Origin of the sequence: Luteimonas chenhongjianii, assembly GCF_002327105.1 — a bacterium.
Classification (GTDB): Bacteria; Pseudomonadota; Gammaproteobacteria; order Xanthomonadales; family Xanthomonadaceae; genus Luteimonas; species Luteimonas chenhongjianii.
This window is the reverse complement of the sequence record NZ_CP023406.1, coordinates 3,140,818-3,158,846: the sequence shown is the minus strand read 5'-3', so window position 1 is coordinate 3,158,846 and position 18,029 is coordinate 3,140,818. Positions and strand designations below refer to the sequence as shown.

Annotated in this window: 12 protein-coding genes; 7 read left to right on the top strand and 5 right to left on the bottom strand. The window is 69.6% G+C overall.

All coding sequences use genetic code 11. The features are described 5' to 3' along the window. Positions 1–47 precede the first annotated feature (47 nt). Positions 48–764: a glutathione S-transferase gene (locus CNR27_RS14290; protein WP_096299824.1), complete on the bottom strand. Its 717-nt coding sequence runs from the start codon at positions 762–764 to the stop codon at positions 48–50. Positions 765–941: 177 nt separating this feature from the next. Here CNR27_RS14290 and clpB point away from each other — a divergent pair, with 177 nt between their 5' ends. Both clpB and CNR27_RS14280 read left to right on the top strand, forming a co-directional pair. Beyond that, the gene (clpB, locus tag CNR27_RS14285; RefSeq protein ID WP_096299822.1) at positions 942–3,539 is read left to right on the top strand and encodes an ATP-dependent chaperone ClpB; all 2,598 of its coding nucleotides are present in this window, start codon (positions 942–944) and stop codon (positions 3,537–3,539) included. 130 nt (positions 3,540–3,669) lie between these two features. Beyond that, positions 3,670–4,569, top strand: a complete 900-nt coding sequence (locus tag CNR27_RS14280; protein WP_096299820.1) for a TIGR01777 family oxidoreductase — start codon at positions 3,670–3,672, stop codon at positions 4,567–4,569. Positions 4,570–4,590: 21 nt separating this feature from the next. Here the strand turns inward: CNR27_RS14280 and CNR27_RS14275 are convergent, their stop codons facing one another. From CNR27_RS14275 to CNR27_RS14265, 3 genes are all read right to left on the bottom strand, one after another. After that, positions 4,591–5,349 (bottom strand): SIR2 family NAD-dependent protein deacylase, encoded by a 759-nt coding sequence (locus CNR27_RS14275; RefSeq protein WP_096299818.1) that lies wholly within the window; start codon positions 5,347–5,349, stop codon positions 4,591–4,593. 2 nt (positions 5,350–5,351) lie between these two features. Beyond that, positions 5,352–7,085, bottom strand: a complete 1,734-nt coding sequence (ybaL, locus tag CNR27_RS14270) for a YbaL family putative K(+) efflux transporter (RefSeq protein ID WP_096299816.1) — start codon at positions 7,083–7,085, stop codon at positions 5,352–5,354. 410 nt (positions 7,086–7,495) lie between these two features. Beyond that, the gene (locus CNR27_RS14265; protein WP_096299814.1) at positions 7,496–9,895 is read right to left on the bottom strand and encodes a TonB-dependent receptor plug domain-containing protein; all 2,400 of its coding nucleotides are present in this window, start codon (positions 9,893–9,895) and stop codon (positions 7,496–7,498) included. 514 nt (positions 9,896–10,409) lie between these two features. Between CNR27_RS14265 and CNR27_RS14260 the strand changes: the two genes are divergently transcribed. The 4 genes from CNR27_RS14260 to CNR27_RS14245 all read left to right on the top strand — a co-directional run bounded on the left by CNR27_RS14260 (position 10,410) and on the right by CNR27_RS14245 (position 16,648). Beyond that, positions 10,410–12,278: an ABC-F family ATP-binding cassette domain-containing protein gene (locus CNR27_RS14260; protein WP_096299812.1), complete on the top strand. Its 1,869-nt coding sequence runs from the start codon at positions 10,410–10,412 to the stop codon at positions 12,276–12,278. A gap of 55 nt (positions 12,279–12,333) precedes the next feature. Next, positions 12,334–12,912, top strand: a complete 579-nt coding sequence (locus CNR27_RS14255; RefSeq protein ID WP_157745514.1) for an ECF-type sigma factor — start codon at positions 12,334–12,336, stop codon at positions 12,910–12,912. A gap of 14 nt (positions 12,913–12,926) precedes the next feature. Further along, positions 12,927–15,641 (top strand): serine/threonine-protein kinase, encoded by a 2,715-nt coding sequence (locus tag CNR27_RS14250; RefSeq protein ID WP_096299808.1) that lies wholly within the window; start codon positions 12,927–12,929, stop codon positions 15,639–15,641. A 314-nt stretch (positions 15,642–15,955) separates the two neighbouring features. After that, positions 15,956–16,648 (top strand): hypothetical protein, encoded by a 693-nt coding sequence (locus CNR27_RS14245; protein WP_096300704.1) that lies wholly within the window; start codon positions 15,956–15,958, stop codon positions 16,646–16,648. 144 nt (positions 16,649–16,792) lie between these two features. Here CNR27_RS14245 and CNR27_RS14240 read toward each other — a convergent pair whose 3' ends face one another. Further along, positions 16,793–17,506 (bottom strand): SIMPL domain-containing protein, encoded by a 714-nt coding sequence (locus CNR27_RS14240; protein ID WP_096299806.1) that lies wholly within the window; start codon positions 17,504–17,506, stop codon positions 16,793–16,795. A gap of 146 nt (positions 17,507–17,652) precedes the next feature. On the opposite strand from CNR27_RS14240, the gene CNR27_RS14235 reads away from it, so the two are divergent. Continuing rightward, the gene (locus CNR27_RS14235) at positions 17,653–17,997 is read left to right on the top strand and encodes an FmdB family zinc ribbon protein (protein ID WP_096299804.1); all 345 of its coding nucleotides are present in this window, start codon (positions 17,653–17,655) and stop codon (positions 17,995–17,997) included. Positions 17,998–18,029: the final 32 nt, after the last annotated feature.

Sequence of the window (18,029 nt, the reverse complement as noted above, 5' to 3'; positions counted from 1 at the left end):
AGGCCGCTGCCACGACCGCCGGGTCCGGCAGGTCCGGGCGCGCGCGGCTACGCGCCCGTGCCGCCATCGAGCTCGGGGTAGTGACGGAAGATGCCGCTGTTGTTGAACGGCACGCGCCTGTCCGAGGCGAGGTAGGCCGCGATGTTCGGCCTGTCTGCGACGCGCGTGGCGAGCTCTTCGAGCAGCGGCAGTCCCGGCGACAGCGTGGCCATCGCTTCGGGATAGGCGTACCGGAGTCCGCGCATGAGCTGGAACAGCGACAGGTCCACGTAGGAATGACGGCCGAGCACATGGCGGCCCCCGGCCCGCGCCAGCACCTGCTCGAAATAGCCGAGGAACTTCGGAAGGCGGTGCCGGCGCAGGTCCGCCGCGCGTCGCGCCGCGGCGTCCTGCTGGTCCTCGTAATACTCGGCGCTCGCGATCGGGTGATGGCTGTCGTGCACCTCGGTCACGAGGTCGGCGATGGTCAGCTGCAGTTGCAGCGCCTCCAGGCGCGCGGGCTCGGTGTCCGCGACCAGGCCCAGCCGGGGGCCAAGAAAATGCAGGATGTTGGCGACCTGGGCGACCACCTGGTCCCCGGCCTTCAGGAAGGGAGGCGCGAAGGGGCGGGCGCCGTCGGCCCGCCCTTCGAGAAAGGGCTGCATCACCGCGTCGCCGTCCCGGCGGGCGACATCGACGTAATCCGCGCCGGCGTCCTCCAGCGCCAGCCGCACGAACTCGCCGCGCCCCTGCAGGCCGGTCCAGTAATAGAGGAGATATTGCATCGCCGCGCTCCATCGGGGGGTCGGACCACCCTAGGTCCGACACCGCCGACGGAGGGTGAGCGGGGCGGCAAGGGGATAGGCGATCCGTCTGCGGGATGCTTGCAACAGGCCGCTTCGGCCGCATATGGCACGTATTAGCAGCGCGCGACGACCCCTTCATTCTTCGAGGATTTTCCGATGCGGATGGACAAGCTGACCTCGCGTTTCCAGCAGGCCCTGAGCGACGCCCAGTCGCTGGCGGTGGGGCGCGACCACAACTTCATCGAGCCGCCACACCTGCTGCTCGCACTTCTCGACCAGCAGGGCGGCGGTACCCGCCCCTTGCTGAGCCAGGCCGGCGTCAACGTGCCGGTGCTGCGCGAACGCCTCACCGAGGCGCTCGACCGCATGCCCAAGGTCACCGGCCAGGCCGGCCAGCTTTCGGTCGGCAATGATCTGGCGCGCCTGCTCAACGTCAGCGACAAGCTGGCGCAGGAGCGGGGCGACGCATTCATCGCGTCCGAACTGTTCGTGCTGGCCGCGCTCGACGACAGCGGCGACGCGGGCCGCGCGCTCAAGGCCGCCGGCGCAGACAAGGCCAGGCTCGAGGCGGCGATCGCCAAGGTCCGTGGCGGCGAGAGCGTGCAGGACGAGAACGCCGAGGAATCGCGCCAGGCGCTGGAGAAGTACACGATCGACCTGACCGCGCGCGCCGAGAGCGGCAAGCTCGACCCGGTGATCGGGCGTGACGAGGAGATCCGCCGCACGATCCAGGTGCTCCAGCGCAGGACCAAGAACAACCCGGTGCTGATCGGTGAACCCGGCGTCGGCAAGACCGCGATCGTCGAAGGCCTGGCCCAGCGCATCGTCAACAACGAGGTCCCCGAGGGCCTGCGCGGCAAGCGCGTGCTGTCGCTCGACATGGGCGCGCTGATCGCCGGCGCCAAGTACCGCGGCGAGTTCGAGGAGCGGCTCAAGGGCGTGCTCAGCGACCTGGCCAAGCAGGAAGGGCAGGTCATCCTGTTCATCGACGAGCTGCACACGATGGTCGGCGCCGGCAAGGCCGAAGGCTCCATGGACGCGGGCAACATGCTCAAGCCCGCCCTGGCGCGCGGCGAGCTGCACTGCGTCGGCGCGACCACGCTCGACGAATATCGCAAGTACGTGGAGAAGGACGCGGCGCTGGAGCGTCGGTTCCAGAAGGTATTCGTCGGCGAGCCCAGCGTCGAGGACACCATCGCGATCCTGCGTGGACTGAAGGAGCGCTACGCCGTGCACCACGGCGTGGAGATCACCGACCCCGCGATCGTGGCCGCCGCGACGCTGTCGAACCGTTACATCGCCGACCGCCAGCTGCCCGACAAGGCCATCGACCTGATGGACGAGGCGGCCAGCCGTATCCGCATGGAGATCGACTCCAAGCCCGAGGAACTCGATCGCAAGGAGCGCCGCCTGATCCAGCTCAAGATCCAGCGCGAAGCGCTGAAGAAGGAGAAGGACGCCGAATCGAAGCAGCGGCTCGCCGATCTCGAAGAGGAAATCGCGACGCTCGAGCGGGAATACAACGATCTCGAGGAAGTCTGGAAGGCCGAGAAGGCCAGCGTGCAGGGCGCGACCAAGATCAAGGAGCAGATCGAGGCGGCCAAGCTCGAACTCGAGGCCGCGCAGCGCACCCAGGATTACGCACGCATGAGCGAGATCCAGTACGGCCGGCTGCCGGAACTCGAAAAGCAGCTGCAGGCCGCGCAGGAAGTCGAGACCCAGGGGTTCACCCTGCTGCAGGACAAGGTGACCGCCGAGGAGATCGCCCAGGTGGTGGCGCGCTGGACCGGCATTCCGGTCAGCAAGATGCTCGAGGGCGAGCGCGAGAAGCTGCTGGCGATGGAGGCGCAGCTGCATACGCGCGTGATCGGCCAGGACGAGGCGATCAAGGTCGTGTCCGATTCGGTGCGACGCTCACGCGCCGGGCTCAGCGATCCCAATCGCCCGACCGGTTCGTTCCTGTTTCTCGGTCCCACCGGCGTCGGCAAGACCGAGCTGTGCAAGGCGCTGGCCGAATTCCTGTTCGACAGCCAGGATGCGATGGTGCGCATCGACATGAGCGAGTTCATGGAGAAGCACTCGGTTGCGCGCCTGATCGGTGCGCCTCCCGGTTACGTCGGCTACGAAGAAGGCGGCTATCTGACCGAGGCGGTGCGACGCCGGCCCTACAGCGTGATCCTGCTCGACGAGGTCGAGAAGGCGCATCCAGACGTGTTCAACATCCTGCTGCAGGTGCTCGATGATGGCCGTCTGACCGATGGCCAGGGCCGCACGGTGGACTTCCGCAACGTGGTCATCGTCATGACGTCCAACCTCGGCTCGCACCAGATCCAGGAGATGAGCGAACGCGGTACCGCCGCCGACAGCGCCGAGGGCTACACCCAGATGAAGGCCGCGGTGATGGCGGTGGTGCAGGCGCATTTCCGTCCGGAGTTCATCAATCGCCTCGACGACATCGTCGTGTTCCATCCGCTGGAGAAGTCGCAGATCCGCGAGATCGCGATGATCCAGATGCGCGGGCTGGAGAAGCGCCTGGCCGAGCGCGGTCTGCGCATCGAGGTGTCCGACCGTGCCTTCGATCTGCTCGGCAGCGCGGGCTTCGACCCGGTCTACGGCGCGCGCCCGCTCAAGCGTGCGATCCAGCAGCAGGTGGAGAACCCCCTGGCCGAGCGCATCCTCTCCGGCGCGTTCGTCAGTGGCGACACCATCCGCGTGGACGCGGCGGGCAACGAACTCGGTTTCGCGAAGGCCTGAAGCCGGCAGGGCGGCGATCTCCGGATCGCCGCTCCTTCGAGGCCGAACGACGGAATCCCCGATCGGTCCGGCTGCGTGACGGGCACGTGCCCGGTCATCTGCAACGATGCGCGGTGGCTTCGGAGGCTCCATGCGCATCCTCATCACCGGCGGCAGCGGTTTCCTCGGCAGTGCGCTGACCAGGCAGCTCCAGCGCGACGGCGCCCACGTCACGTGGTTGTCGCGGCGCGCGTCCACTCCGTCGCCGGAAGGCGTGGACGTGCGCGACTACAGCGGCCTGTGGGCGGACGACCGCTTCGACGCGGTCGTCAACCTTGCCGGCGCCGGCATCGCCGATCGGCGCTGGAGCCCTGCGCGCAAGCAGGCGCTGCGCGACAGCCGGCTGATGCCCACGCACGTGGTCACCGAGTGGATCCGCGCTGCGCATTCGCCGCCACGGGTGCTGCTCAGCGGATCGGCAATCGGCTGGTATGGCGCCCAGGGCGACGCGACGCTGGACGAGCAGAGCCCCGCCTGCGACGGGTTCCAGCATCGGCTGTGCGAGGAGTGGGAGGCCGCCGCGCGCGTGGTGGAGGCGCGCGTGCCGGTCGTATACCTGCGCACCGGCGTGGTACTGCATCCCGCCGGCGGCATGCTGCAGCGCCTGCGTCTGCCGTTCGGGCTCGGTCTTGGCGCCCGTCTGGGCGACGGCCGCCAGTTCCTGAGTTGGATCTCGCGGGAGGACTGGGTGTGCGCCGTCATCGCGCTGCTGCGCGCCCACGTCGATGGGGATGCGCAGGCCCCGGCAGGTCCTTTCAACCTCACCGCGCCCGAGCCCGTGGACAACGCGGGCTTCACCCGCGCCATGGCCGATGCGCTCCGCCGACGCGCAGTGCTCGCGATACCCGCGCCGGCGCTCCGGGCCGGGCTGGGCGAGATGTCCACGTTGCTCATCGATGGACAGCGCGTGCTGCCCGCTCGACTGCAGCAGCGCGGTCACGTCTTCGCTTGGCCCGAGCTCGCGCCCTATCTGGCTTCGGTCCTGCGCTGAGGTTCGGCATCCGACGCCCGCTCAGTCGAAGCGCAAGGCGCCTGCCACGTCCCACGCACCAGCCGACAGGCGCGCCCGAAGCTGCGCCATCCCGGCCGTCGCGGTGAGCGCCCAGTGCGCGGTGGCGCGTGGCGACAGCGGCGTCGGCTGTGGATTGATCTCCAGCACCGGCGTGCCGAGGCGCAGGGCGCGGTCGGGCAGGCCGGCGGCGGGCCACACCAGCGACGAGGTGCCGACGACGACCAGCAGGTCGCAGGCCTCGATCGCCCGGCTCGCCGCCTCCCAGGCGTCGACGGGCAGGGCTTCGCCGAACCACACCACGTCGGGCCGGAAGGCCGCGCCGCAGCGATCGCACGAAGGCGGTGTTTCACGCTGGCCGCCGGCGGGCGAGGCAGGCGCCAGGAGGATCGGATCGGGTGTCGCCCGCGCGCCGCAATCGATGCAACGCGATGCCAGCAGGCGGCCGTGCAGATGCAGTACGTCGCGCGCGCCGCCGCGTTCGTGCAGGTCGTCGACGTTCTGCGTGACCACGGTGAGCGCATGGCCGTCGTCGGCAAGCGCCGCGACATCGGCGTGCGCGGCGTTGGGCGCCGCGGCGGCCACCATGGCCGCGCGCCAGCGGTACCAGCCCCAGACCAGGGCGGGATCGGCGCGAAAGGCAGCCTCGGTTGCGAGGCGCTCGGGGTCGAAGCGGGCCCACAGGCCGGTCAGTGCGTCGCGGAAGGTCGGGACGCCGCTTGCGGCCGAGATGCCGGCGCCGCTGAGCACGACGATGCGCATCTTCACAGTGGCGCGGGCGACTCGGCGATCGGGATCGAGCCCGGGCGCACAGGCCGGAACGGTGGCGTCGACATCACCATCTCCGCCAGCGAGTAGGCCAGTTCGCGCTCGGCCAGCACCGCGCCGTCGGCGCCATGCTGGAGCAGATGCCTGACTTCGCCATCGCTGTGCGCGCGGGCGAGCACGGTGAGCGCGGGATTGACCGCCTTCATGCGTTCGATCGCCTCGCCGGCCTCGAGTGCCTGCGGAATCGCGAAGATCGCCAGCGCCGCGCGGTCGGGCGCGGCGTCGAGCATGACCGGCTCGGATGCGACATTTCCGCGCACGACCAGAAAGCCGCGCTCGCGCGCGCGCCGCACCAGTTCGTTGTCGTCCTCCACGATGACCAGCGGCACGTCGCGCTGCCGCAGCAGCTCGGCCAGCTGGCGGCCGACGCGGCCATAGCCGACCAGGATCGCGTGACCGCTCAGCTCGGGCGGAATCGCATGCTCGGGCGGCAGGGGTTCCGCATGCTCGGCGGCAGCCGCACGCGCGGCCAGTTCCTGCTTCGCCTGCCAGCGGTCGAGCCCGGCGAACAGCAGCGGGTTGACCACGATCGACAGCAGCGCGCCCGCCAGCACCAGATCGCGGCCGGTTTCGGGCAGCAGGCCGAGGACGACGCCGAGGCCGACCAGGATGAAGGAGAACTCGCCGATCTGCGCCAGGCTGGTGGAGATGGTCAGCGCGGTCGAGCGCGGATGCCGGAACAGCCGCACGATCCAGTAGGCGGCGATCGACTTGCCGACCACGATGATCAGGAACGTCGCGAGTACCTGCCAGGGGTGCTCGACCAGGATCGACGGGTTGAACAGCATGCCGACCGACACGAAGAACAGCACCGCGAACGCATCACGCAGGGGCAGGGAATCGTTGGCCGCCTCATGGCTGAATTCCGATTCGTTGAGCACCATGCCGGCGAAGAACGCGCCCAGCGCGAACGACACGCCGAACAGCGCCGACGCGCCGAACGCCACGCCCAGCGCGATCGCCAGCACCGACAGGGTGAACAGCTCGCGCTGGCCGGTGCCGGCGATGCGCTCGAGGATCCATGGGATCACCCGCCGCCCGACCAGCAGCATCACCGCGACGAAGGCGCTGACCTTGACCAGGGTCCACAGGATCGTCAGCACGATCGTGCCGAAGCCGGGCGGGGTACCGCCACCGCGGCTCATGGTGATTTCCGCCAGTACCGGCAGCAGCACCAGCGCCAGCACCATCACCAGGTCCTCGACGATCAGCCAGCCCACCGCGATCTTGCCGCGTCGCGTATCGAGCAGCCGGCGCTCTTCCATTGCACGCAGCAGCACCACGGTACTGGCGACCGACAGCGCCAGGCCGAACACGAAACCGCTGACCATCGACCAGCCCATCAGCCAGGCGAGCAACCAGCCCAGTACGGTGGCGACCGTGATCTGCGCGACCGCGCCGGGGATCGCGATGGACTTCACGTCCATCAGGTCCTTGAGCGAGAAGTGCAGGCCGACGCCGAACATCAGCAGCATCACGCCGATCTCGGCGAGCTGGTTGGCGAGGTCCTGGTCGGCGACGAAGCCTGGCGTGAACGGCCCGACGATGATGCCCGCGACCAGATAGCCGACCAGTGGCGAGAGCCGCAGGCGGTTGGCGAGCGCGCCGAAGATGAAGGCGACGCCCAGTCCGACGGCGACGATGTTGATCAGGTCGGTGTTGTGCGGCATCGGGGCTGTCGCAGGTGGGTCTTGCAGTGTCGCCGACGCATCCCGACAGGAGCAAGGCGGGAGGCGGATTCTCCTGCAATTGCAGCTCCGCGCTGCGAAGGGCAGGAGCTGACGCTTAACATCCGCATCCAACCGGCAGCGGTCGCGTCAAGGCGAGTGGGGGTTCGCGATCGCAGGGGCACATGCAGCGGTGTGCACTCCGCTGCGGCCGTGCGAGGGCGCGTGCGACCGGCGGGCCGAGGCCCGATCGCAATGCGAGCCGGTTCGCAGTCAGGGTGGTGCGGCGCATGGCGCCTGGGTGCGCATCTGCAGGAATGCCTCGCATCTCGCGGGCCATGTCCCCGGGCGGGCACGTCCGCGACGGCGAGGCCCCGGCGAGCGGGGCCTCGAAGCTGACGCGGGACGGACGTCTACCAGCGGTAGACGACCTTCCCGTAGGCGAACGCGCCGCTGAAGCCGAACGGCGAGAGGTTGCTGTAGGGAAACTGGCCGTTGGTCGAGTTGCCGAAGATGTTCTCGTCCGGATATTCGTTGAGCACGTTGTCGGCCCCCAGCGTCAGCGCCCAGTTCTCGCCCGGCTTGAACGTCGCCGACACGTCGACCAGCCACTTCGCGCCGTATTCCTGGTCCAGCGCCGCGTTGTTGGGTGTGGTGCGCACACTGCCGTAGCGCGTGGTCGCGAGCAGGAACGCCCAGTCGCCGGTATTCCAGGTTCCCGAGAGCAGCAGCTTGCTGCGCGGGAAGCCCTCCTCGATGCGGCCGATCTCGACCCGGTCGATGCGCTCCAGGTTCAGGCCGATCGCGTCCAGCGCAGCCGGGTTCGCGGCGATGCGGGTGATCTCGGTCTTGGTGTGGTTGTAGCCCGCGGTCAGATCCACATTGCTTGCCGCGAGATCCCAGCGATAGGTGCCGATGACATCGACGCCGCGGGTGCGGGTGTCGATGGCGTTGGTGAAGTAGCGCCCGCCGGTGATGCCGAAGATGCCGCGCGATTCGAGCAGCCGGCGCACGGCGTCGCCGGTCAGGTTCGACGACAGGGCGATGCGGTCGTCGACGTCGATCTGGTAGGCATCGACGGTGACATACAGGTTGTCGACCGGCTGCAGCACCAGGCCGAGGCTGTAGGACAGCGATTCCTCGGCCGTCAGCGGCTCGGCGCCGAATGCCTGGGCGACCGCGCTGCTGGCCGGGAAGGTGCGGATCTCGAACGGCGTATTGATGCCCGGCAGGAAGGTCGTGCTGACGGTCTGGAAATACTGCTGGGCCAGCGACGGTGCACGGAAGCCGCTCGCCACCGTGGCGCGCAGGGCAACGCCGTCATTGAAGGCATAGCGCGCCGACAGCTTGCCCGACACCTGGCTGCCGAAATCGTCGTAGTCCTCGTAGCGCGCCGCGATACCTGCGGAGAACTGCTCGCTCAGGTCGGCTTCCAGGCTTGCGTAGACCGCGCGGCTGTCGCGGTCGTAGGCGCCGGAAACCTCGGGGGCGAAACCGCCGAAGCCCTGCGCCCCTGCGCCGGCACCGGCCACGCCGAGGCCCGCATTGGCGTAGGAGCCGTACTCGCCGGGCGACTGGTTCCACTTCTCGTTGCGCGCCTCGATGCCGAACGACAGTGTCGCCGGATACGCCAGGCCCAGTTCGAGCGGGCGGCTGATGTCGAGGTTGACGATGTTCTGCGTGGTCTCCAGCGCACCGTCGTAGAACGACGTCGGCGAGGTCGGGCCGAGGCTCGCGTTGAGCGTGTTGCGGGTATAGAAATCGAGCCGGTTGTAGCCGTAGTTGTAGCTCAGATCCCAGTTCCAGTCGCCGGCATGCCCCTTGACGCCGGCCACCAGCGAGCGGTCCTTGGAGATGTTGTGGATCTCCGGCAGGAAGCCGTCGGGATAGATGCCGAGGATGTTCTGCGCGGTGCTCCCCGGTGCGCGGAAGAACGCGAACGAGGTGATGTCGCGATTGCTCGCGGTGCCGAAGCCGTAGGCGCTGATGGCGTCGGTCAGCGCGATGTCGGTGTTGAAAGCGACGGCGCCGAAGTCGACCTCCGGCTCGCCGATCACGAACGCCTTCTGGCCGAGCGCGGGCTGCGTGGGACCGGGCGTGCCGGCGAACGGCCGTGCGCGATTGGTCTCTTCCTGTTGGCCGAGCTGCGCCGACAGGTGCAGGAAGCCGCGTTCGCCGAGCGCCAGGCCGGTGTCGCCGGCGATCTGGGTCTGCTTGCCGTCGCCGGCCGAGTACTGTCCCGCGGTCACCGCGAGGCTCCCGCCTTCGGATGACCCCTTGAGCACCACATTGACCACGCCGGCGATCGCATCGGAGCCGTACTGCGCCGAGGCGCCGTCTCGCAGCACTTCGACGCGTTCGATCGCCGAGATCGGGATGGTGTTGAGATCGACCGGCGCCGAACCGCGGCCGATCGTGCCGTTGAGGTTGAGCAGCGACGAGGTATGCCGGCGCTTGCCGTTGACGAGTACCAGCACCTGGTCGGGCGACAGGCCACGCAACTGTGCCGGCCGGATCGCCGAGGTGCCGTCGGTCAGCGCCGGACGCGGGAAGTTCAGCGAAGGCAGGGCGCGCGCCAGCGCCGTCGCCAGTTCGGGGGTGCCGGTGGCGGTCAATGCCTCGGAGGTGATGATGTCGATCGGCGATTGCGATTCGGCCACGGTGCGGTCGGCCACGCGGGTGCCGGTGACGATGAGGGTATCCAGCGTGGAGGTACGCGCCGCGGTGGCGGCCGGTGCCTGCTGGGCGAGCGCAATGCTCGGCAACAGCAAGGCGGTGGCGACGGCGAGGGTCAGACGATGGGGCTGCAGCATCGAGAGTGGCCTGTCGTTGGGAGCGGGGAAGGATTGGAGCGGTTTGTCCTGAAATCGTCAATGTTCTTAAAAATGCAAAACAATCGTTCTCTTTATGGAACGCTCATGAGGCGTGCCCGCTGCGCCTGCAGCGCACTCGCGTGTTGCCAGCCAGCCAGCCCGTACGTTCGGCACCGCATACGTCCATGAGGGTGGCGGGCGGCCGCCGAGCGGGCTGCGCCCCAGACGTGCGGGAGCGCCCCACCACCGAGGGCAGGGCGGACGCTGCGCGCAGCACGCCGTCGGCAGAGGGGAGCGGCGAGCGGTGCGAGGGGTCCAGCGGCTATGGGTCATCCGGCGATCCTTGCGGGTGAACACGAAGCGATGCATTCCGGCTCTAACACGCACGCAACAAACCGGTCAAAGGTTTCATCGGTATCGAAGCACCCATTCCCCGCGTCGCCTCCGCGCGGCGCCGCTGCTTCCGCGCGCGCGGAAAGCCGCCCGACAGGCGGCGTCCGGTAGAATCGCCGGCATGATCTCTTTCAAGAATTTCGCCCTGCGGCGCGGCGAACGTTTGCTGCTGTCCGAAATGGACCTGACGATGCACGCCGGCTGGCGCGTTGGCGTGGTCGGCCGCAACGGCACCGGCAAGTCCTCCCTGTTCGCGGCCGTGCGCGGCGAGGTCGAGGCCGACCGCGGCGATCTCGACCTGCCCAACCGCCTGCGTCTGGCCAGCATTGCCCAGGAAATGCCCTCGCTGCCGGACCCGGCGATCGACTTCGTGCTCGGCGGCGACGCCGCCGTGGCCGCGGTGCTCAAGGCCGAGGCCGAGGCACTGGCCGCTGAGGACTGGGAGGCGGTGGCCGACGTGCACCTGCGCATGGCCGAGGTCGGCGCCTACGATGCTGGCGCGCGCGCGGGCAAGCTGCTGCACGGCCTCGGCTTTCCGGCCGATACCCACCACCGCGCGGTCGCGACGTTCTCCGGCGGCTGGCGCGTGCGCCTGAATCTCGCGCGCGCGCTGATGACGCCGAGCGACATGCTGCTGCTCGACGAACCCACCAACCACCTCGATCTCGACGCGGTGCTGTGGCTCGAGCAATGGCTGCTGAAGTATCCCGGCACACTGTTGCTGATCTCGCACGATCGCGAGTTCCTCGACAACGTCTGCACCCACACCCTGCACCTGCACGGCGGCAAGGCCAAGCTCTACACCGGTGACTACACCTCGTTCGAGCGGCAGCGCTCCGAGCAGCTGCGGCTGCAGCAGATCACCCACGAGAAGACCCAGGCCGAACGCGCGCACCTGCAGAAGTTCATCGACCGCTTCAAGGCCAGCGCGGCCAAGGCCAAGCAGGCGCAGTCGCGGGTCAAGCGCCTGGCCAAGATGGCCGACACTGAAGCGGTGCGCGCCGAGCGCGAGGTGCGCATCGATTTTCCGGCGCCGACGAAGCTGCCGCACGCGCTGCTGCGCATCAATGACGGCCGCTGCGGCTATCCCACGCCCGCGGGCGAGGCGGTCATTCTCGACAACGTCGGCTTCGGCCTCGAGGCCGGCGACCGCATCGGCCTGCTCGGCCCCAACGGCGCCGGCAAGTCGACGCTGGTCAAGACGCTGGTCGGCGAACTGCCGCTGCTGGCCGGCGAGCGCTATGCGCATCCGGACCTGCGCATCGGCTACTTCGCCCAGCACACGGTGGAATCGCTGGTCGCCGGCACCTCGCCGATCGATCACCTGCGCGAGATCTCGCCCACCGCCTCGATCCAGTCCTTCCGCGATTTCCTCGGCAAGTGGAGTTTCCCGGGCGATCGCGCGTTCGAAAGCATCGACGGCTTCTCCGGCGGCGAACGCGCACGCCTGGCGCTGGCGCTGATCGCCTGGCTGCAGCCGAACGTATTGCTGCTCGACGAACCGACCAACCATCTCGATCTCGAGATGCGTGAGGCCCTGGCCGAGGCGCTCAGCGACTTTGCCGGCGCGATCGTGCTGGTCTCGCATGACCGCCATCTGATCGGCCTGGTCAGCGACACCTTCTGGCGTGTCTCCGACGGCGTGGTCATTCCGTTCGATGGCGATCTCGACGAATACGCCGCCTGGCTGCGCGCGCGCGGCAATTCGGGCGAACTGCGCACGCCTACCCCCACCAGGGTCGAAACTTCCCCCGCGATCGCTCCGCCCGCCGCGCCGCGTCCCAAGGCCAATCCGCACCGGCTGCAGAAGGCCGAGGCACGGGTGGCCGAGCTCGAACGCGCGCTGGCGGACGTGGAGGGCACGCTCGCCCGTCCCGAGACCTATGCCAACGCTGGCGAAGTGACGGCGCTGGGCCAGCGCCAGGCTGCGCTGCGCGCGGAGCTCGAGCAGGCCGAGGGCGATCTGCTGGCGCTTTACGAAACGGCGTGAAGGCACACGGGGCACGGGGCACAGGGCATAATCCGCGCTGACAAGGGGCGCGGTCGTGACAGAAGCGGTGATGGGGCCGGAATCGGGCGTAACGGAACTTCTGCGGTCCTGGCGGCAGGGGGATACGGATGCGCGCGACCGTCTGTTCGAGCAGGTCTACGGCGTTCTGCATGCCATGGCGTCGGCGCGCCTGGGCGGTGGCGGTGACGTCACGCTGCGTCCCACCGTGCTGGTGCACGACGCGTTGCTGCGCCTGATGGACCGGCAGTACGCGGTCGCCGACGGCCCGCATTTCCTCGCGCTGGCGGCGCTGAAGATGCGTGCCGTGCTGGTCGACCACGCGCGAGCCCGGGGGGCGATCAAGCGCGGCAGCGGGGCCATCAACCTCACCCTGTCGCATGCCGACCACGAAGCCCGCACCGGTAGCGGCCCCGATGTCGTCGACGTACTGGCGCTGCATCAGGCGCTGGAGGATCTTGACCGGCACGAGCCGCGCGCCGCCCGTGCCGTGGAAATGGTGTATTTCAGCGGCATGTCGCACAGCGAGATCGGCGCCGTTCTGGGCGTGTCGATCCCGACGGTGGAGCGTGACCTGCGCTTCGCGCGGGCCTGGCTCAACCGCAGGCTGGCCTGAGACCCGGGGGGGGGATGGACGATCCGGATGCGAGCGAACTGCGCCGCGTGTTCGAGGCGGTGTGCGACCTGCCGCCGGACACCCGGCGCGCGCAGGTGCATGCACTGACCTCGGACCCCTTGCTGCGCGAGGAAGTGCTGGCCCTGCTGGACGCCGAATCGCGCACCCTGCTGGGAGGGCGCGACGGGGTGGCCGCGGCGATGTGCAGCGTGATGCTGCCGGAGCTGCGGGTCGGTGACACGCTGGGGCCCTGGCGGCTGGTACGTCAGATCGGTGCCGGCGGGATGGGCGCGGTCTTCCTGGCCGAGCGCGCGGATGCGCTCTATGCCCAGCAGGTGGCGATCAAGCTGCTGCACGGGGTGCCGGAGGGGAACGCGGTCGCCCGGCTGGCCGAGGAGCGCAGGATCCTGGCCACCCTGCAGCACCCGGGCATCGCCCGCCTCTACGACGGGGGCACCACGCCGGCGGGACAGCCCTATCTGGTCATGGAGCATGTCGACGGGCAAGCGCTCGACGCGCATTGCCGCAGCCACCGGCTCGGCCTGGACGCGCGTCTGGCGCTGATCGTGTCGATCTGCCATGCGGTGCAGGCCGCGCATGCACGCCTGGTGGTGCACTGCGATCTCAAGCCGGGCAACGTGCTGGTACGCGAGGACCACAGTCCGGTGCTGCTGGACTTCGGCATCGCCCGTCTGCTTGGCGACACCGGCGGCCCGGCGCCCGGTTTCTATACACCCGCCTACGCCGCACCCGAGCTGACCAGCGGGGCGCCCGCCACGGTGGCCAGCGACGTGTTCGGTCTGGGCATGCTGCTGGTCGAGCTGCTTGCCGGGGCCCGCGTCGGCAAGCGCGCTGCGGCGACAGCCGTGCCCCTCCCCAGCGCGCTGGCGCCCGCCGACTGCGGCTGGCGCCGGCGGCTGACCGGGGATCTGGACGCGATCGCCGCGCGCGCCTGCGCGCTGGCGCCGGAAGACCGCTACGCCAGCGCCCAGGCGCTGGCCGAGGACATCCAGCGCCACCAGCGGATACTGCCGGTGCACGCGCGGACCGGTGAGCGGGGCTATCGGCTGCGGCGCTTCGGACGCCGGCGCTGGCGCGAGCTGCTGGCGGCCACGACGATGCTGGCGCTGGCGGCGGGCTTCGTCTGGCACCTCGACGCAGCCCGGGCGCAGGCCGAGCGCGAAGCGCAGATCGCCAGTCAGGTCAGCGGGTTCCTCGTGTCGATGTTCCAGGCTGCCGACCCGCGTGAGCGAGGGGCGCGTGGTGCCGACCGGATCACCGTGGCCGAAGTCCTCGACCGCGCGGCCGCGCGCGTCGATGAGGAGCTCGGCGACGCCCCGGTGGTGCAGGCCCGGCTCAAGGGCGTCATCGGCATGGCCTACCGCAACATGGGCGATGTGCAGCGCGCGCTGCCGCTGCTCGAGGACGCGGCCGAAGGGCTGATCGCCGCGGGCGGGCAGATCGACGAGGCCACGCGCTTCCTCAACATGCTCGCCTCCTCGAATGCGGCCAACCGCCACGGCGAGGAGGGCGAGGCCATGGCCCGTCGCGCGCTGGCGCTGCTCGGGCCGGACTGGCCCGACAGCTTCCGCGTCGCCCAGTCGTACAACTCGCTGGGTCTGTCGCTGCTGGCGCAGCAGCGCTACGACGAGGCGGAAGCGGCATTCGCCGAAGCCTTGGCCCGGCACGAGGCCGCCGGACGCGACCAGTTCATCTCGGTCTCGCTCGACAACATGGGCATGAGCCTGCGGCGGCGCGGCCGCCTGGACGCCGCTGCCGCCGCCTTCGATCGTTCACTGCCGATCACCGAGCGGCTGTTCGGCAAGTTCTCCTTCGACTACTGGACCAGCCATACCGAACGCAGTTTGCTGGTCGCCGATGCCGGGCGTCTCGAGGAAGCGCGCGCGTCGTTTACCGAGAACCTGGCACGCGCACCGCAGATCTTCGGCGAGCACAGCATCTACTACGCCAGCGAGAACACGCGGCTGGGCAGCGTGCTGCTGCGGATGGGCGCCTATCGCGAGGCGGCCCCGGTGCTTGAGCGCGCGGTCGCAGTGGCGGCGGACGTGATGGGTGCGGAGAGCTTCACCGTTTCAATGGCGCTGCTGTTGCGCGGAAATCTCGCCGAAGCCCTCGGCGACGGGGCTGCGGCGGAGACGGACTACCGGCGCGCATTGGCGATCCGCGAGGCGTTGCTGGGTGCCACGCATCCCGACAGCAGCGAGGCGGCGCTGGAACTGGGCCTGTGGCTGTTGCGCAGTGGCCGCCCCCAGGAGGGCGAGGCGCTGGTGCAGCGCGCGCTGGCCGACTGGCGTCCGCGAGTGCCGGCGGACAGCGCCAACGCGGTGCGGCTGGCGCATGGCGAAGCGGAAATGCTGCTGCATACCGGCTCGGCCGACGGCGCGGGCGAGGCGCTGGCGCGGATCGCGCCCCACGCGTCGCGGGTGGGGCCCGAACACGGCGTGCGTCATCGCGTGCTCGAAGCTGCGGTGCGGCAAGCCAGTGACGGCGAAGCCGGCGCGGTCGGCGCGTGGCGGGACGCCGTGGCTGCGGCGAGCGAACTCTTCGGCGCCGACAGCGCGGTCACCGCCCGTCACCGTCTCGCTCTTGCTGTGGCGCTGGAGGCTGCGGGCGAAGCCTCCAGTGCCGCTGCCGAGCGCGAGCGTGCGTTGCCGGTCCTGGAAGGAGAGGGCGTGCAACCTCCAGGTTGGGCCGACCAAAAAGCGTGAGCTGCGCAGTGCTTTCGCGGTACGGGCAACGCGCGGCTGGTTCGCCACGCGGAGCTGGCCCCAGCTGCGCCCGTGCGAGTTCCGCGCTTGCCTGGCCACCCGTTCGCACCAGCGCATCGGCGGCTATCGACGGCTATTGAGAGCGGCGTGCCACCAGTGACCTGCAGACGGGCGGTTTCTCCTGCAGCCTGGCTGTCACGCACACGATCGAGCGTCCGGCAATCTGGACGCATGCGTGCGGATTTCCGCATCGCGATGGGTTCGAATGCGTGCTGGGGTTTGCGCTGTTTGGCGGTGGCGGGTACGGTGCGGGCATGAAAATCACACGATCCAGCGTCACCCTTGCCGCGGCTTTGGCCCTTGCCGCCTGCGGCTCCAACGAGCAGCCCGAGGCTGCGCGACCGGCACTTGCCGATCCCACGGCCGACGCGGCGGCGGCCGCCGCCGCCGCCGATGCTGCCCGTGAACGCGTCCCCGCCGACGAGTTCCTCGCGGCCATCGCCCGCCACTGTGGCGAGGCTTTTTCCGGCCGTATCGTCGCCAACGAGCCGGCCCCCGCGCCGGGGGCCGAGCCCGATGCGTTCGAGGGCAAGGAGCTGGTGATGCATGTGCGCGACTGCAGCAACCGCAAGGAAGAGCTGCGCATTCCGTTCCACGTCGGCGACGACCACTCGCGCACCTGGGTCCTGACCCGCACCGAGCACGGCCTGCGCCTCAAGCACGACCACCGCATGCCCGACGGCAGCGACGACCCGGTGACCATGTACGGCGGTGAATCGCAGAACGCCGGCACCGCGCAGCGCCAGGAATTCCCGGTCGACGCCGAATCGATCGAGATGTTCGAGCGGGAAGGTCTCAACGCCTCGGTGACCAACACCTGGGCAATGGAGATCGAGCCGGGCGAGCGCTTCGTCTATGAGCTCAGCCGCCCCGGTGGCCGCAAGTTCCAGGTCGAGTTCGACCTGACGAAGACCGTCGCGGCGCCGCCGACGCCCTGGGGCTACTGAGCCTTGGTGGATCGCCGGCGCGCGTGCGTCGGCCCGACAGGCGACCGCGGGACGGTCGCCTGTCCGTTGTGGTCGCACCGGACTCTCCTCGGCCGCCCATCGCGCGGACCGCCGATGGGCTGATCTGGTGATGGCCGCAGCTCCCTAGTCGCGCAGGAAGTACTCCACCGTCGTCACGACCCGCACCGTCTTCACCTGCGGGCTGCCGCGGTCGCGGTCGCCAATCGAGATGACGCCCTGGTTGGCAGTGCGGATGCCGCCGATGCGTGCGCCCGAATCGCTCGCGAACTGTTCGGCCGAGACCCGCGCATTGGCGGTCGCCTCCGCGATCAGCTCGGGCTTGATGTCGTTGAGGCGGGTGAATTCGAATTGCGGGCCGCCGTCCTCGCCGGTATTGAGCATCACGCCCTGTGCGACGATCTCGCCGCTGCGGCGCAGGGCGGCAATCGCCTCGGCCACGCGACCGGTGCGCAGGGTCACGGTGTTGGAGTAGCGGTAGCGCTCCGGGGGACGGCTGTCACCGTAGGAGTACGCCCAGCGGTCCTCCAGGCGGGGCGGGGAGACCACCACCTCGTCATCGCCGAAGCCCGCGCCGGACAGGAACGCGCGGATGGTCGCCGTATTGGCATCGAGCCCGCCCTGCACGAGCGCCAGGTCGTCGCCGCCCACGGTCTGCGAAAGCGGCCAGACCACGAGGTCGGCCTCGACCACGCGCTCGGCCGAGCCCTTGACGGTCACGTAGCGGTCGGCGGTCCGCAGCTTGGCCATGCCCTGGGCGGCGAACCAGCCGGCGCCGAGCAGGCCCAGCGCGATGAGGCCGGCAGCCGCCACGGTACGGAAATTGGGGGGATTGGACATGGAGATAACCTTCGGGGGAGGCCGCCAGTCTAGGCCGAGGCGCAGCGCGCGGCAGCCTGCGCTGCAGGCCGCCGCATCGCCAGGCTTGAAGTTGCCGCCGCGGGCCCCAGAATGCAGAGCTCCCTGTTGTCGTAACCGCCTTCCCCATGCCGATCTACGCGTTCCAGTGCACCAATTGCGGCCACAGCTTCGACCGCCTGCAGAAACTGTCCGATCCCGACCCGGAGACGTGTCCGTCCTGTGGCGCCGCGGCGATCCGGCGCCAGGTGACTGCGCCTTCGTTCCGTCTGGCGGGCAGCGGCTGGTACGAGACCGACTTCAAGAAGGATGGGGACAAGAAGCGCAACCTGGTCGAGGGCGGTGACGGCGCCAGGTCCGGCGGCGACAAGCCGGCCACGACGGACGCGCCCGCGCCCAAGGCGGAGAGCAAGCCCGCCGCCGAGGCCAAACCGGCTGCGAAGCCGGCAGCCAAGCCTGCTGCTGGCGACTGAGTCGCGCCGCCCGGCCGGCGCGCCGTCCGATC